The sequence below is a fragment of the Glutamicibacter sp. TV12E genome (assembly GCF_052441935.1).
In the GTDB taxonomy this organism is placed as follows: Bacteria; Actinomycetota; Actinomycetes; order Actinomycetales; family Micrococcaceae; genus Glutamicibacter.
In genome coordinates this window covers 3,052,755-3,068,077 of record NZ_JBQVVF010000001.1, presented here as the reverse complement: position 1 = coordinate 3,068,077, position 15,323 = coordinate 3,052,755, and the positions used below count along the sequence as shown (strand labels likewise).

The 15,323-nt window shown below is 60.8% G+C and carries 13 protein-coding genes; 4 read left to right on the top strand and 9 right to left on the bottom strand.

Translation table 11 applies throughout. From position 1 onward, the window contains the following. The 4 genes from obgE to ACT7DV_RS14610 form a co-directional block, all read right to left on the bottom strand. Positions 1-1,590, bottom strand: coding sequence for a GTPase ObgE (obgE, locus tag ACT7DV_RS14625; RefSeq protein WP_444663624.1), 1,590 nt, complete (start codon positions 1,588-1,590; stop codon positions 1-3). Between the two features lie 126 nt (positions 1,591-1,716). Then, entirely contained in the window at positions 1,717-1,971 is a 255-nt protein-coding gene (rpmA, locus tag ACT7DV_RS14620; RefSeq protein ID WP_022875303.1) for a 50S ribosomal protein L27, read from the bottom strand. Between the two features lie 49 nt (positions 1,972-2,020). Next, entirely contained in the window at positions 2,021-2,329 is a 309-nt protein-coding gene (rplU, locus tag ACT7DV_RS14615; RefSeq protein ID WP_013349163.1) for a 50S ribosomal protein L21, read from the bottom strand. 228 nt (positions 2,330-2,557) lie between these two features. After that, on the bottom strand, positions 2,558-5,398 hold the full coding sequence (locus ACT7DV_RS14610) for an Rne/Rng family ribonuclease (protein ID WP_444664863.1): 2,841 nt from the start codon (positions 5,396-5,398) through the stop codon (positions 2,558-2,560). A gap of 604 nt (positions 5,399-6,002) precedes the next feature. Here ACT7DV_RS14610 and ACT7DV_RS14605 point away from each other — a divergent pair. The 4 genes from ACT7DV_RS14605 to ACT7DV_RS14590 all read left to right on the top strand — a co-directional run bounded on the left by ACT7DV_RS14605 (position 6,003) and on the right by ACT7DV_RS14590 (position 9,419). After that, positions 6,003-6,626: a vitamin K epoxide reductase family protein gene (locus tag ACT7DV_RS14605; RefSeq protein WP_444663622.1), complete on the top strand. Its 624-nt coding sequence runs from the start codon at positions 6,003-6,005 to the stop codon at positions 6,624-6,626. Between the two features lie 162 nt (positions 6,627-6,788). Beyond that, positions 6,789-7,373, top strand: a complete 585-nt coding sequence (locus tag ACT7DV_RS14600) for a GNAT family N-acetyltransferase (protein ID WP_444663620.1) — start codon at positions 6,789-6,791, stop codon at positions 7,371-7,373. Between the two features lie 204 nt (positions 7,374-7,577). Then, complete coding sequence (locus ACT7DV_RS14595; RefSeq protein ID WP_444663618.1) at positions 7,578-8,864, top strand: AI-2E family transporter; 1,287 nt, start codon at positions 7,578-7,580, stop codon at positions 8,862-8,864. Between the two features lie 348 nt (positions 8,865-9,212). Then, positions 9,213-9,419, top strand: a complete 207-nt coding sequence (locus ACT7DV_RS14590) for a hypothetical protein (RefSeq protein WP_444663616.1) — start codon at positions 9,213-9,215, stop codon at positions 9,417-9,419. Between the two features lie 63 nt (positions 9,420-9,482). Here ACT7DV_RS14590 and ndk read toward each other — a convergent pair whose 3' ends face one another. The 5 genes from ndk to ACT7DV_RS14565 all read right to left on the bottom strand — a co-directional run bounded on the left by ndk (position 9,483) and on the right by ACT7DV_RS14565 (position 15,282). Continuing rightward, a complete protein-coding gene (gene ndk / locus ACT7DV_RS14585) occupies positions 9,483-9,899 on the bottom strand; it encodes a nucleoside-diphosphate kinase (protein WP_060701776.1) in 417 nt (138 codons plus the stop codon). A gap of 39 nt (positions 9,900-9,938) precedes the next feature. Continuing rightward, positions 9,939-10,373 (bottom strand): DUF4233 domain-containing protein, encoded by a 435-nt coding sequence (locus ACT7DV_RS14580; RefSeq protein ID WP_444663614.1) that lies wholly within the window; start codon positions 10,371-10,373, stop codon positions 9,939-9,941. After that, positions 10,373-11,668: a bifunctional folylpolyglutamate synthase/dihydrofolate synthase gene (locus tag ACT7DV_RS14575; RefSeq protein WP_444664862.1), complete on the bottom strand. Its 1,296-nt coding sequence runs from the start codon at positions 11,666-11,668 to the stop codon at positions 10,373-10,375. Before ACT7DV_RS14575 ends, ACT7DV_RS14580 begins: the two co-directional genes overlap by 1 nt. Positions 11,669-11,724: 56 nt before the next feature. Then, positions 11,725-14,985, bottom strand: coding sequence for an isoleucine--tRNA ligase (gene ileS, locus ACT7DV_RS14570; protein ID WP_444663612.1), 3,261 nt, complete (start codon positions 14,983-14,985; stop codon positions 11,725-11,727). Positions 14,986-15,132: 147 nt separating this feature from the next. Beyond that, positions 15,133-15,282, bottom strand: coding sequence for a hypothetical protein (locus ACT7DV_RS14565; RefSeq protein WP_444663610.1), 150 nt, complete (start codon positions 15,280-15,282; stop codon positions 15,133-15,135). Positions 15,283-15,323: the final 41 nt, after the last annotated feature.

The window sequence follows — 15,323 nt, the reverse complement described above, 5'->3', positions numbered from 1 at the left end:
TTATTCTTCCTCCTGTGCTGCCTTCTTCCCAGCAGCATTTTTTGCGTTCTTGGCGTTGACCGATTCAGTCCAGATGCCGGCCTTGCGTTCGGCTTCCAGTTCTGCACGAGCGGCAGCCTTGGCGGTCTTCCGGTCTTCGTGTTCGGCACGCTTTTCTTCGCGGGTCTTTCGATTGCCGCGGTCTTCGAGTCGCACGTCTTCGCCACGGCGGCTGCCGCCGAGCAATTCAGCGCCGGCAGCCATGGTTGGCTCCCAGTCGAAGACCACCGAATCTTCTTCGGAACCAATGACGACTGCGTCGCCCGGCTTGGCTCCGGCCTTGAATAACTTGTTTTCTACCCCCAGTTTGGCCAGTCGGTCAGCGAGGTAGCCGACGGCCTCATCATTCCGGAAGTCGGTCTGCATGATCCAGCGTTCTGGCTTTTCGCCAATAACGCGCCACAGAGGCTCAAGGTTTTGTTCCTCGCGGCGAATGTAGAACTCTTCCTTGTTGCTATAGCGCGGACGGATCACAGGCACCTCGACTACCGGTGCTTCAACGACCTGTTCGGCTCGCGCTTGTTCTACCAATTCAGCCATAGCGAAGGACAGTTCACGCAATCCATTACGTGACAGGGCAGAGATCTCAAAGACGCGATATCCGCGCTGTTCCAATTCAGGACGCACGAATTCGGCCATTTCCGCACCGTCTGGCATGTCGACCTTGTTCAGGGCGATCAGCTTGGGGCGTTCGATCAGCGGGATAATCGTTCCATCGGTGCCCGCGAAGGTCGAGTCGGCTTCGTAGTTCGCCAGCTCGGCCTCGATGGTGTCCAGGTCGCTAATCGGATCGCGGTCGGACTCCAGCGACGCGCAGTCCAGCACGTGCACAATCGCGGCACAGCGCTCAACGTGGCGCAGGAACTCGTGGCCCAGGCCCTTGCCCTCCGAAGCGCCAGGAATCAGCCCTGGGACGTCGGCTACGGTGAAGCGGGTCTCGCCAGCCTGAACCACGCCGAGGTTTGGCACCAGGGTGGTGAAGGGGTAGTCCGCGATCTTCGGACGTGCTGCGGAGACCGCCGCGATCAGGGAGGACTTGCCAGCCGAGGGATAGCCCACCAGCGCGATATCGGCCATGGACTTCAGCTCCAGGACGATGTCCTGGCTGGTTCCGGGAATGCCCAGTAGCGCGAAGCCCGGGGCCTTGCGCTTGTCCGAGGAGATCGCTGCGTTGCCCAGGCCGCCCATGCCGCCGATGGCGGCAATGTATTCGTCGCCGGTGTTGACCAGGTCACCCAGGATGTCCCCGTCCTTGGTCTTCACCACGGTGCCTGCGGGCACACCGAGGATCAGGTCTTCGCCGTGCTTGCCTGGGTGCAGTCCGCCCTTTCCGGGTTCGCCGTTGCCGGCCTTGCGGTGCGGCAGGTGGTGGAAGTCCAGCAGCGTGGTGACCTGGGGGTCAACGCGCAGGATAATGTCGCCGCCCTTGCCACCGTTGCCGCCATCGGGTCCGCCAAGCGGTTTGAATTTCTCGCGCTTGATGGACACACAACCGTGGCCACCATTACCTGCGGTGACATGAAGGGTTACGCGATCAACGAATGCAGCCACGGGGCCATCTTCTCCTAGAACGGGGTTGCGAGAAGCTCTCGCAGAAAAAGTCTATCTACGCACACAAGGGGCGGACCGAATAACGGCCCACCCCTTCTGTACTAAAAAATTTGCCTGATGCCTGAATTAGGCAGCAGCAACAATGTTCACCACGCGGCGACCACGACGGGTGCCGAACTCGACTGCACCAGCAGCCAGGGCGAACAGGGTGTCATCCTTGCCACGGCCTACGCCGGCGCCTGGGTGGAAGTGGGTGCCACGCTGGCGAACGATGATTTCGCCTGCCTTGACTTCCTGACCACCAAAGCGCTTTACGCCTAGGTACTGTGCGTTGGAATCGCGACCGTTGCGAGTGGAACTCGCACCTTTCTTATGTGCCATGCCTTTTAGCCTCTTTCGCTACAAAAATGGATATTACGATCAGCCTGAATTAGGCGATCGAGGTGACCTTGACCTTGGTCAGAGCGGCACGGAAGCCCTGGCGCTTCTTGTAACCGGTCTTGTTCTTGTACTTCTGGATAACGATCTTCTCGCCGCGAAGGTTTTCTACAACCTCAGCGGTAACCGTGACCTTAGCCAGATCGGCAGCTGCGGAAGTTACCTTCTCGCCATCTACCAACAGCAAAGCAGGAAGCTCGATGGAGCTACCTGGGGCAGCCTGAAGACGGTCAACGGTGATGAGGTCTCCAACGGAAACCTTCTCCTGGTGGCCGCCTGCGCGGACAATTGCGTACACCACGTGGGTACTCACTTCTACTCGACGTTTATTGTCTTACCGGCGCAGATATCGACCCGAACACCCATAAATGAGTGCAATGAACGGGGATCTCATGCGCTTGTGCCTTGACGCCGAGCGGACGGAAAGTCCGTGATCTTGGCGTTTAGCACCGATCAACTAGATTACGCTAGTCCACACCACTGGGGCAAATACAAACTGCCCCAGCGGGTGAAGCGTGATCAAGTTCATCTATTTCAGTTCGCGCACCGGAACGCCGACACCGAACATTACCGGTTGCCCGGCAGGCTCAGCTGGCTTTTCGTTGTGCGTACTGGAGGCATCCATTTGAACTACCGAACCGGTAGCAGCGGATACCTCTGCCACGAGAACCTCTGCGGTTGCGTCGCCCTGAGCCGAGGTGGCTCGACGACTGCGCCGCTTTGGCTTCGTGGAACTCTGTGGGGCCACCGCGGCAGCGGTAGCCGATGTTGCTGCGGGGGCCGTGGCCTCTGCAGCTGCTGGAACGCTCGATGCAGGCATGGCCAGGCCGGTGAGTACCGGCTGATCCTGCGCTGAGGCAGCTCCCGAGCCCTGTGGACGTGATGCCCGGCGGGAACGCTTGCGCGGCTGCTCAACCTGCTTCGCCTCATCCTCCACGGCAACAGCCGCAGGCTGCTCCGCTTCGATGTCCTGGCCAGCTTCCTCAGCCTTTGCGCCCTGCTGCTCGGCATCTGCCTGTGAACGATTGCGTCCACGGGAGCGCGAACGGCGGCGCGGCTTGCGGTTGGCTTCGCCACCCTCATCCTCGGTCTCGTCCTTGCCCGGCAGGGCAGCTTCGAGCGCTTCGAGGGTGACGGAGACGTCGGCGGCCACTGGCGTGCCGGTCTTCAGCACTGGAATCTGCTCGCCTTCGATGCTCACAGCATTCTCAGCGTGTGGCTCCAAATGCGATGCGGCAGCAATACTTGCCAGCGCATTGCGGGTGGCTTCATCCTTCTCGCCCGTGGCGGCAGTCTCCTGGTTGGCAACTGGCTTGGCCTCGTCCTTCTCGCCACCGCGGCGGCGGCGGGAATTGCGAGATGGCTTCTCGGTGAACTTCTTGGCGTGCGGTTCACCGGCCGAGTTGAAGGTGCGGCGGGATTCCACCGGCTCTTCGTGGGTGATCACACCGGCTCCAGCACAGTGCTCGCACTCTTCGCCGAAGACTTCCAGCAAACCGGTGCCCATGCGCTTGCGCGTCATCTGGACCAGGCCCAGCGACGTGACCTCGGCGACCTGGTGCTTGGTCCGGTCGCGGCCCAGGCACTCCACCAGTCGGCGCAGCACCAGATCGCGGTTGGACTCCAAGACCATGTCGATGAAGTCGATGACGATGATGCCGCCGATATCGCGCAGGCGCAGCTGGCGCACGACTTCCTCGGCCGCTTCCAAGTTGTTCTTGGTCACGGTCTCTTCGAGGTTGCCGCCCGAGCCGGTGAACTTGCCGGTGTTCACGTCGATGACCGTCATCGCTTCGGTGCGGTCGATGACCAGCGAACCACCCGATGGCAGGAAGACCTTGCGGTCCAGTGCCTTGGCGATCTGCTCATCGACGCGGAAGTCGGCGAAGATATCCTCGTCGGATTCCCACTTCTCCAGGCGTCCCATCAAGTCCGGCGCCACATACATGACATAGGCCTCGATGGTGTCCCAGGCATGCTCTCCGGAGACGATCAGCTTGGTGAAGTCCTCGTTGAAGACGTCGCGGACCACCTTGATGGTCAGGTCCGGCTCGGAGTAGAGCAGTTCCGGAGCCAGGGTCTTGTTGGAGTTGGCCTGTTCTTCGATGGCTTCCCACTGCGCGCGCAGCCGGTTGATATCGTTGGTCAGCTCTTCCTCGGAGGCGCCTTCGGCTGCGGTGCGCACTATCACGCCTGCGTTTTCCGGAAGGTGGTCCTTCAGGATCTTCTTCAGGCGCTGGCGCTCAACGTCGGGCAGCTTGCGGGAGATGCCGGTCATCGAGCCGCCCGGCACGTAGACCAGGTAGCGGCCCGGCAGGGAGATCTGGCTGGTCAGGCGCGCACCCTTGTGCCCTACGGGGTCCTTGGTGACCTGCACGAGCACCGAGTCGCCAGCCTTCAGCGCATTCTCAATGCGGCGCGGCTGGCCTTCGAGGGCAGCAACGTCCCAGTTGACTTCGCCTGCATACAACACGGCATTGCGTCCGCGTCCGATATCCACGAAAGCAGCTTCCATGGAAGGCAGCACATTCTGCACCTTGCCGACGTACACGTTGCCGATCAGCGAATCCTGCTGGGTCTTGGACACGAAGTGCTCGGCGAGCACCCCATCTTCCAGGACGCCAATCTGAATACGGTCTTCGCGCTGGCGCACGATCATCTTGCGCTCCACGGATTCGCGGCGGGCCAAGAACTCTGCCTCGGTGATCACCTGGCGGCGGCGGCCGGTCTCGCGTGATTCGCGGCGGCGCTGGCGCTTGGCTTCCAGGCGGGTCGAACCGCGCACGGAGGTCACCTTGTCGCTGACCGAGCCATGGCTTTCGACGCTGCCGCGCGGTGCGCGAACGCGGGTCACGGTGTTGGGTGGATCGTCCTGCGAGCCTCCCTCAAGTTCCAGATCAACATCCCCGCGGCGGCGGCGACGGCGGCGGCGCGAGGTCACGTCATCGCTCTCGGCTTCAGGAATTTCCTTGCGCGCTGGTTCGTGCTTCTTGGCAACGACCTGCGCCAGAACCGCCTGAGCGGTTTCTGGAATGGCGAAAGGGTTCAAAATCATCGAGCTGCCGTGCTCGGCCAACAGCTGGCCGGTGTGGTCTTCTGCAACCTCTGGGGCGCCCTGCGGCTCAGTGTTGTCTTCTGCCACCGGGTTAGCGATTTCTTCGCTGGCCTGCTCTGTGGTCTCCTGCTTGGCAGCTGCCTGCTCAACTGCTTCGTCGCTGGCAGCATGGCGTGCAACCTGCGCACGGCGCTCTGCCTGGCGGCTGGCGCGCTGGGCTGAATCAGGGGTGGAAACCTGGGTGCGGCGAGTAGCTCGCCAACGGTATGGGCTTTCTTCAATGCCGGCTGCGGCATTGAGTTCAGCCAGGGTCATGGCGCGGCGCAGGGGCCGCGCAGGGGTGGTTGAAACGCTGGTACGACGGGCTCGCGTTGAACGATTGCCTCGCTTGCTACCCTGCGCCCCACCCTTTCGTTGATTTGCTGCGCTCATTTAAATTCGCGTACTCCTACTATGTCCCGCTTTGGCATCCTCCACAGACGGCGCCTCAGCTGAAACTACAATCATCACGTGTCCCTTGGCCGACTACTTTAAATCGGCCAGACACAAAAGCTCTCTATTTTCCGCAAGATTGCCACTGGCTCATATAACTGAGCCGGACGCAATTCCTGCGGATCAACGTGGCCTAAGAAAACCGGCTGCTTTCCTTTGCAGCCCTACGATCCGCGGTATTCCCTCGGGAGGCGCACATATTGGGCACTCAACCGAAGCGATGCATCGCCTGGCGATCTGTTGTTTCAAAAGTCTGTCGTCGGGTTGAAAGCAGACTGTGGATCCGCGAGCAACCATTTCCATTCTCTCATATTTAGTTCATGCCTTGTTCATTGCTTCTCATCCGTTGCACAGAATTGCTTCCTAAGATGAAAACGCTCGAAGCGGAATCTCCCGCTTTCCTACAAATTTATGGAATAGTCGAAACATGGTTTCATCACTAGAAAAGAGCCCCAACCCGGGCGTGTTGCCATGGTGGGCAAAGGATCGCGGTTTCGGGCTGGTTCTCATCGCCACAGGTTTCATTTCGTGGCTCGCAGCCGGAACTCTCGTTTTGGAACGCATCGAGCTCTACAAGAACCCTGACTACGTCACCAGCTGCGATATCAATCCATGGATCTCTTGCGGCACCGTGATGAGGTCGGAGCAGGCTGGAATCTTCGGATTCCCCAACCCGTTCTTCGGCATCGTCTGCTTCGCGATCGTCATCACCATCGGCGTGGTGCTGCTTGCCGGCGCGAACAAGCTGCAGCGCTGGTTCTGGATCTGCTTCCAGATTGGTGTTACCGCCGCCATGGGCCTGGTCATCTGGTTCTGGTCGCAAGCCCTCTACGAGATCAACGCGCTGTGCCCGTACTGCATGGTCGTGTGGGCCATGACCATACCGCTCTTTGTCTTCACTACGGCTCGCAATGTGGTCACGGGCGTGATCCCCGCTGGCGCAGCGGTGAGAAAGTTCTTCACCGAGTGGAGCTTGATTGTCACCGCCATCTTGTGGCTCTTGGTTGCAGCTACAGTGGTGCTTCGCTTCCCGAACGCATTTTTCGGCTAAGCCCCGCTGTCGATTGCCGGTTCGTTGCCTTGGGAACGAACCGGCTTTTCTTTTGCCTGCAGCCAGCGGATAGCTGTGCCAGCGCGTCTGATTTCCGATGATTTGGCCGCGCGCGTCGCGATTTTGCCGTCCTTGACCAGCTAAGACCGCTAGATTGGGAACATGGCAAGTGACACATGGAACACAGAAAATGCCCAAAACTACGGGATCGATCTTCTGATCTCGGAACAACTGCGCCTGCGCGAACTCCAGGAAGATGATCTGCCTTTCCTCACGCAATGGTGGAACAGCCCGGAATTCATGGCACTGCAGGGAAGCCTGGTGCTCCCCCATCCGGTCAACGAAGCGGCCGCCCTCTTCAAGTCCCGAAGCCTGAATCGTGGCACCACGGACGGTGTTGGCCTATCGATCACCCTGCCCGACGACACGTTGATCGGGCACACCGCGCTATATGACTACAACGCACCTGCCCGGTCCGCAGAACTCATGATCATGATTGGCGGATCAAATGTCGGACAGGGCTATGGAACCCTGGCCGCCAAGATGATCATTGACTACGGCTTCCGTGAAATGGGATTGAACCGCATTGGATTGACTGTCTGGGCCTACAACGAAAGGGCGCTGCGCACGTTCATCCGTTCCGGCTTCCGGGAAGAAGGGCGCATTCGGCAGGCCGGCTTCCATGACGGATCGTTCCACGACAAGATCATCATGGGACTGCTCGCCGAGGAATATTTCAGAAAGTAGCGTCTAGCTCACGCCGTTCGGGCGTGCTGGCCGTCCGCGATCGCGGGCGGCCATTTCTTTTTGGCACGGCTGGGGAACCTCGGCATTGGAAACAAATATTCAGCCTTGCGCTGGATTAAATCATCCTTTCGGTGTTGCCCGCACAGCGTCCGAACTAGCTAGCCTATTCTTAGAACTAATTATTACTAGCGACAAGGAGTAACCATGGCCCTTTTCCGCAAGGGTAAATCCCAGGCGCCGAAGAAACAGCACGCACAGGAAGCCATTCCAGCTTCGGCGACGGGCTCCACGCTGGCCGGCACGGATGCAAAACCCGACTTCACGGTCAGCGGGCTGTGGACTGATCTTCTCGGCCGGCTGGGGATCCGCAGCGCCCAGCTGCTCGTTGTCGGCGCATTGGGCGCCTTCCTCGTCATCGGAATGCTGCGTTTGACGATGATCGTCATCCCCACCCTGCTTGCCGTGATCATCTCCTGCGCGCTGTGGCCACTGGTAGTGAAACTGCGCAAGGTTTTCTCGCCGATGCTCTCGGCCTGGATCGTGTTCCTCGGTTCATTGCTGATTCTCGGTGGAATCGGCACCGGATTGGTCTTCTCCGTTATTAACGAGTGGCCAAAACTCGTTGACAAAGCCGTCCAGGGTTTCAATCAGCTCAACGACATGGTCCAGGACCTGATGGGCAATTTGCCGATCGCGATTGACCAAGCGCAGATCGATAGCGTTGTTGACACGATCACCGGCTTCTTGACCAGCTCGCAGTTCGGAACTGGCGCGCTGAATACCCTTAGCGCAGCCGGCAGCTTCCTCACAGGCCTGGTACTGCTGCTGGTCATCCTGTTCTTCTTCTTGAAGGACGGCGACAAGATTTGGGCCTTTGCCGTTTCATGGACTCCTGAGCACTACCGCCACAAGTGGATCCTCTCAGGAGACCGGGCACTGCGCACCTTTGGCGGGTACATTCGCGGCACCGCTACCGTTGCTGCCGTAGACGCCATTGGCATCACGGCGACCTTGCTGATCGTCCGCGTGCCTCTGGCGATTCCGTTGGGCATTATCGTGTTCCTCGGTTCGTTCGTGCCCATGGTTGGCGCCACGGTCGCCGGTGTTCTTGCGACCTTGATTGCCCTGGTAACCAACGGCCCCATCGTTGCCTTGATTGTCTTGGCCTCAGTGATCCTGGTGAACCAGCTTGAAGGAAACTTCCTGCAGCCGGTTGTCATGGCCAGCGCCCTGAACCTGCACGCATTGGTGGTCTTGATGGCCTTGACCGCAGGCACTGTCCTGGCCGGCATCGTTGGCGCCGTGCTTTCGGTTCCGCTGGTTGCCGCATCGTGGGCAGTGATCAAGGTCTGGACGGGTCGGGAAAGAAACGACCCGGTCCCTGATGCCAGCGCCGAGATCAAATCGGAAGTTGAATCCGACCAAGACGAGAAAGCCCTCGAAAAGCTCGAGGCTGGCCAGGACAACCCTTCCGGGGAAGGCAAAGGCTAGCCGCGGCCCTCGACAGCTTGAAGAATATGATGCTCCACAGATTCACAGCAGACACCCGGCTTGTTTCTGTGGAGCAAATTCTTTAAAACGCCAGGTGCGATTGCTAGCATGATTTCGAAACGGGCTGATCCAGCGTGATGCGCGGCTGATCGGCTTTCGGTTCATTGGCTGCCGCAGCTCGAAATCAGCTGGATGGCGTTGTCACGGAAGTGCCCAGTGTGTTTAATGTGACTGAAGTGAGGATGGTTGACCGGCAGCACCTGATCTTCCGCCGGGACGATCACTCACCCCGGACCTATAGTCCCGCAAAATAGCGGTCGATACGCAACAAGCCTGGAAGGACTGAGAATGTTGAGTTTCAGCAACGAGAACATGGATGATGATTTGTCGCACCTGGTCGATGCAACGGCAGGGCATCATCAGGTCGTCAAGATCGGCTCGGTTGAAGACCTCGGACGAAATTCGGTTCATGATCCTCAAACTTCCTACCCGTTTGTGCACCGCGCGACCCAGGCTCCTGGGCCAGTTGCCGAAAGCCTGGATGACTGGTACTGAAACCGGCATTAACGCAAAAGAGCCCCGACAGTTTTAAACTGTCGGGGCTCTTCGGCCTCTGGCTTACTTGCCGAACCAGATCGCAATCTCGCGCTCTGCGGACTCAGCGGAGTCTGAACCATGCACCAGGTTCTGCTGCACCTTCAGGCCCCAGTCGCGGCCGAAGTCGCCACGGATGGTGCCTGGAGCTGCGGTGGTTGGGTCGGTCGTGCCAGCCAGCGAGCGGAAGCCCGGGATAACGCCCTGGCCCTCTGCGACGATGGCGACGACCGGGCCGGAGAGCATGAACTCGACCAGCGGCTCGTAGAATGGCTTGCCCTCGTGCTCGGCGTAGTGCTCGGCCAGGAGCTCACGTGTTGCTTCCAGCTGCTGCAGCTTGGCAATGGTGTAGCCCTTGGCTTCAATGCGGGCAAGAATCTGGCCGGTCAGGGCGCGCTTGACGCCATCTGGCTTGACCAGGATCAGGGTACGTTCAGTCATTTGACTACCTCTTCGTATCGTTGATGTATTTCTAGGTTTTCAGGCTTGTTCGGGATGGGCTTTATCCCAGGCTTCCTGGGCTGCGGCACGGCGCTTATTTTCCACGTCGATTTCTTCGCCCTTGTACAAGGCGTACCACCAGCACAGCGCAAAGGCGGCGGCCAGGTAGAACATGTCCACGAGAATGAATCCCGTGAGGAAGAAGACCACCTGCAGAATCCAGCCGATGATGTAGCCGATTTTCTTGCCGAGCAAGGCGCAGTTCAGGATGCACAACAGTGCAACCACAGCGCCGAGGGTGAGAACGACCACCGGCTCTCCCCCGCGCTTCAGTCCAAAGGCAGCAAGCGTGACGAATACTGCAAGGAGCGCCTCGCAGACCAGGACGGTTGACGCGAACATCATCTTGGTCGACCGCAGCTTCTTTTTCATGCCCGGACGCCACTCGCGCTGGGCACGGGTGAGTTTGGCCATTAGGAGTCGCCTTTCTTGAGCAACAGGGAAATCTCGCCCACCAGTGTAATCGAACCGGTCACCAGCACGCCGCCACCGAGGTCCTCGCCAGCTTCGGCGCGGCCCACCGACCACTCCACCGCGTCTTCCAGGTCCTCGGTCACGTGGATATCTTCTTCAGGCCATCCGGCGTTCATGGCCAGATTGGCCAATTCGCCGGCGGGGATAGCTCGTGGCGACGAGGACTGGGTAATGCACAGATCTTCGACCATATCGCCGTACTCCTCGCGCATGGTGTAGAGCATTGCTTCTGCGTCCTTCTCCGCCAAGATGCCAACCATCAGAACCAGCCGGGTAAAGCCGAAGGACTCCTTGATGGCTTCCGCGGAGACGCGAATGCCTTCCGGGTTGTGCCCGGCGTCAACAAGAATGCTCGGCGCGCTGCGCACCAGTTCCAGCCGGCCCGGGCTGGACGCCGCAGCGAATCCCTGGCGCACCAATTCAATGTTCAGCTCGCGCTGCCCGCCGCCCAGGAAGGCCTCCACCGCAGCCAGGGCGACGGTGGCGTTCTGCGCCTGGTGGGCACCGAAGAGCGGCAGGAAAATCTCTTCATAGCGTGCGGCCTGGCCCTGGATCGAAAGCAGCTGTCCGCCAACGCCGGACTTCCGCTCCAAGAGCTTGAAGTCCAGGGTGTCGAACGCGGCCGGCACTTCCAGCTCGCGGGCGCGGGCCAGCAAGACATCGGCTGCATCCGTGGGCTGCACCGAGGAAACCAGGTATCCGCCGGGCTTGAGGATGCCCACCTTTTCCTCGGCAATCAGCTCTGTGGTATCGCCCAGCAGGTCCGTGTGGTCCAGGGAGATCGGAGTGAACACCGAGACATCTGCATCCGCCACGTTGGTGGCATCGGTGATGCCGCCCAGGCCGACTTCCAGCACCACAACATCGACCGGGACTTCGGCGAAAATCGCGAAGGCCAAAATGGTGACGGCTTCGAAGTAGGTCAGCTTGTTTTCGCCGCGCTCCACGAGCTCGGCGTCAACAATCTCCAAGAACGGGCTGATTTCGTCCCAAACGCGCACGAACGTTTCATCGTCCACTGGCTCGCCATCGATGGCGATGCGCTCGGTGACCGAGACCAGGTGCGGCGAGGAATAGCGGCCGGTGCGCAGGTCATGGGCGATGAGCAGCGACTCGATCATCCGGGCGGTCGAGGTCTTTCCGTTGGTGCCGGTGATGTGGATGACCGGGCAGGCGTTGTTCGGCTCGCCGAGGATCTCCATCGCGCGGAACATCGGATCCATGCGCGGTTCCATCTTGTTTTCCGGCGCGCGGGCCAGCAGCTGCCCGTAGACGCGGTCCAGTTCGCTCACTAGTTGACCTCAACTTTGTCGGAATCCAGCTTGGATACGGTGATCTGCTCGTCCGCGGCGGCATCATCGGCCACCAGTTCCAGCTGAGCGGTCAGCGTTTCACCGGCCACCAGCTCGCGGTTGGCTTCCAGCGCCGCGATGGTCGCGGCGTTGGCGGTGATCACGGTGCGGATGCGATCGGAAACCTGCAGGTCGGCATCCTTGCGGGCCGACTGGATGGCGCGGATCATGTCGCGCGCTGTGCCTTCGGCGGCCAGTGCCTCGGTCACCTCGGTGTCCAGCACCAGGAAGCCGCCGTCGATGACCGCCGCGGCGATCTCGCCGGCCGCGTCCACCACGGTATCCAGGGTGTATTCGCCCTCGGCCAATTCCAGGCCGCCGGCGGTGACCACGCCATTGGCTACCGACCAGTCCCCGGACTTGGCGCCCTTGATGGCCTGCTGCACGTTCTTGCCCAATCGGGGGCCTGCAGCGCGGGCATTGACCACCAGTTGCTGGCTGATGCCGTAGCTGGCGGCGTCCACGCCTTCGGCGTCGATCAGGGTCACGGCCTTCAGGTTCAGCTCGTCCTTGATGATCGAGGCGTAGGTGCCCTCCAGCCGGGCCGCACCGTTCAGGACGATCTTCAGTTCTGCCAGTGGCAGGCGCACGCGCAGGTTCTTGGCCTTGCGCAGCGAGGAGCCGACCGAGCAGATCTTGCGGGTGGTTTCCATGGTTTCCAGCAAGGAAGCATCGGTTGGGAACTCGTTGGCATCTGGCCAGTCGGTCAGGTGCACCGAGCGCTGGCCGGTGAGCCCGCGGAAGATCTCCTCGCTGGCCAGCGGCAGCAGCGAAGCGGTGACCTTCACCAGGGTTTCCAGTGCGGTGTACAGGGTGTCGAAGGCCTGGGTGTCTTCGTCGAAGAAGCGCTGGCGGGAACGGCGCACGTACCAGTTGGTCAGCGTGTCCATGTACTGGCGCACTGCTTCGGTCGCGTCCGAAACCTCGTAGGAATCCAGTGCAACGGTGACCTCGCGCACCAGCTGGCCGGTGGCTGCCAGCATGTACTTATCCAGCGGATCGGTGGAGCTGGTGGAGCGCTTGGCCTCGTAGCCGGCCCCGTTGTTCGCGGAGTTGGTGTAGAGGTTGAAGAAGTGCCAGACGTTCCACAGCGGCAGCAGCACCTGGCGCACGCCGTCGCGGATGCCCTGCTCGGTGACCACCAGGTTGCCGCCGCGCAGGATCGGGCTGGCCATCAGGAACCAGCGCATGGCGTCGGAGCCGTCGCGGTCCAGGACCTCGGTGACGTCCGGGTAGTTGCGCAGCGACTTGGACATCTTCTGGCCATCCGAGCCGAGCACGATGCCGTGGGAGATCACGTTGGTGTAGGCCGGGCGGTCGAAGAGCGCGGTGGAGAGCACGTGCATGGTGTAGAACCAGCCACGGGTCTGGCCGATGTACTCCACGATGAAGTCAGCCGGGTGGTGTCCCCCATCGAACCAGTCCTGGTTGTCGAATGGGTAGTGCACCTGGGCGTAGGGCATCGAGCCGGAGTCGAACCAGACATCGAGCACGTCTTCCACGCGCACCAGGGTGCCGCCTTCGGCGCAGCCCTCATGGGCGCAGGTCAGCTCGTCGATGAACGGGCGGTGCAGATCCGGCTGCCCCTCATGGTTGACCGGCAGGCGTCCGAAGAAGTTCTTGATCTCTTCAAGCGAGCCGAAGACTTCGCGGTGGGTGCACTCGGCGCCGGTGCATTCCCAGACCGGGATCGGCGAGCCCCAGTAGCGGTTGCGCGAGATGGACCAGTCGCGGGCGTTTTCCAGCCACTTGCCGAACTGGCCGTGCTTCACGTTGCCCGGGATCCAGTTGATCTGCTCGTTCAACTCGACCATGCGGTCCTTGAACTTGGAGACCTCGACGTACCACGAGGAGATCGCGCGGTAGATCAGCGGGGTGCGGCAGCGCCAGCAGTGCGGGTAGGAGTGCTCGTAGGAGGCCTGCTTGACCAGCTTGGCCTCGTCCTTGAGCACAGTGGTGATGGTCTTGTTGGCGTCGAAGACCTGCACGCCGACGATCTCGGCCAGCGGGCCGGAGGCGAAGACCGGCAGGAACTTGGCGCCCTCATCCACCGAGAGGATCACCGGGATGCCGTGCTCTTCGCAGACCTTCTGGTCATCCTCGCCGTAGGCCGGAGCCTGGTGGACGATGCCGGTGCCGTCGGCCACGGTGACGTAGTCGGCGGTGAGGATCTGCCAGGCGTTCTGCGTGCCGTACTTCTCGGTGTCGGTGTAGGTATCCCACAACGGCTGGTAGCGCACGCCAGCCAGCTGGGCACCGGTGTAGCTGGCGGTGATCGCCGCGGCAGCTTCCTTGGCATCCTTGTAGCCCAGGTCCTTGGCGTAGGAGCCGAGCAGGTCCTTGGCCAGCAGGAATGGGCCGGCGGCGGCCGAAGCCTTCACACCAGCTTCACCGGCAGGAACCACCACGTACTCGATGCTTGGATGCACGGCCAGCGCGGCGTTGGTCGGCAGCGTCCACGGGGTGGTGGTCCAGGCCAGGGCCTGCACGCCGGCCAGGGCCTTGGAAGCCTCGGTTTCGCCGGCAAGGATGGTGAAGCCCACGGTGACGGTCTGGTCCTGGCGGTTCTTGTAGACGTCGTCGTCCATGCGCAGCTCATGGTTGGACAGCGGGGTCTCGTCCTTCCAGCAGTATGGGAGCACGCGGAAGCCCTGGTAGGTCAGGCCCTTGTCCGAGAGCTGCTTGAAGGCCCAGATGACCGATTCCATGAACTCGACATTCAGGGTCTTGTAGTCGTTTTCGAAGTCGACCCAGCGAGCCTGGCGGTTCACGTATTGCTTCCACTCGTCGGCGTACTTCATCACCGAGGTGCGGCAGGCATCATTGAACTTGTCGATGCCCATGGCTTCGATCTGCTTCTTGTCGGTCATGCCCAGCTGCTTCATGGCTTCCAGCTCGGCGGGCAGGCCGTGGGTGTCCCAGCCGAAGCGGCGCTCGACGCGCTTGCCGCGCTGGGTCTGGTAGCGGGCGACCAGGTCCTTGACGTAGCCGGTGAGCAGGTGGCCGTAGTGCGGCAGCCCGTTGGCAAATGGAGGGCCATCGTAGAAGACGAATTCTTCGCCCTCGCGCTGGTCAATGGAGGCCTGGAAAGTGTCGTCGTTCTTCCAGTATTCGAGGACGCGCTTCTCTAGTTCAGGGAAGCGCGGTGAAGCCGGGGTCGAACCGGTTGGGTCAGTAGTGACCTTCGGGTAGAAGCTCATCGAATGGGCCGTCCTTCAAGCGTAGGGTCGATAAATCCTTGCCTACGAGGACGGCACGAATGCCGCGGTACCACCCCGCTTATCCCCCACCAGATGGTGGAGAACCACTTATCATCAGCTGTGACGGGCTGGTCCCGTTCGGTTCTACTAGGTGGTTCCAATCAATGCGGAACACTGTTCTTCCGAAGACTCGCCGGTGATAGCCGGGTCAAAGTCGCAGTCCTTATATCGTACCGCGTGATGCCCGTGGTGGACATTCACCAGAATCCCAGGGATCGCAAGTGAGTTCAGGCTCACAGCACCCAGCCTGAAAAACCCAAAACAACAATCCCTGCATT

Excerpts from the sequence above, each read along its gene's own strand:
- rpmA (WP_022875303.1), bottom strand. The coding sequence starts at position 1,971 with ATGGCACATAAGAAAGGTGCGAGTTCCACTCGCAACGGTCGCGATTCC.
- ACT7DV_RS14610 (WP_444664863.1), bottom strand. The coding sequence starts at position 5,398 with ATGACCCTGGCTGAACTCAATGCCGCAGCCGGCATTGAAGAAAGCCCA.
- ACT7DV_RS14605 (WP_444663622.1), top strand. The coding sequence starts at position 6,003 with ATGGTTTCATCACTAGAAAAGAGCCCCAACCCGGGCGTGTTGCCATGG.
- ACT7DV_RS14600 (WP_444663620.1), top strand. The coding sequence starts at position 6,789 with ATGGCAAGTGACACATGGAACACAGAAAATGCCCAAAACTACGGGATC.
- ACT7DV_RS14595 (WP_444663618.1), top strand. The coding sequence starts at position 7,578 with ATGGCCCTTTTCCGCAAGGGTAAATCCCAGGCGCCGAAGAAACAGCAC.
- ACT7DV_RS14590 (WP_444663616.1), top strand. The coding sequence starts at position 9,213 with ATGTTGAGTTTCAGCAACGAGAACATGGATGATGATTTGTCGCACCTG.
- ndk (WP_060701776.1), bottom strand. The coding sequence starts at position 9,899 with ATGACTGAACGTACCCTGATCCTGGTCAAGCCAGATGGCGTCAAGCGC.
- ACT7DV_RS14580 (WP_444663614.1), bottom strand. The coding sequence starts at position 10,373 with ATGGCCAAACTCACCCGTGCCCAGCGCGAGTGGCGTCCGGGCATGAAA.
- ACT7DV_RS14575 (WP_444664862.1), bottom strand. The coding sequence starts at position 11,668 with ATGGAACCGCGCATGGATCCGATGTTCCGCGCGATGGAGATCCTCGGC.
- ileS (WP_444663612.1), bottom strand. The coding sequence starts at position 14,985 with ATGAGCTTCTACCCGAAGGTCACTACTGACCCAACCGGTTCGACCCCG.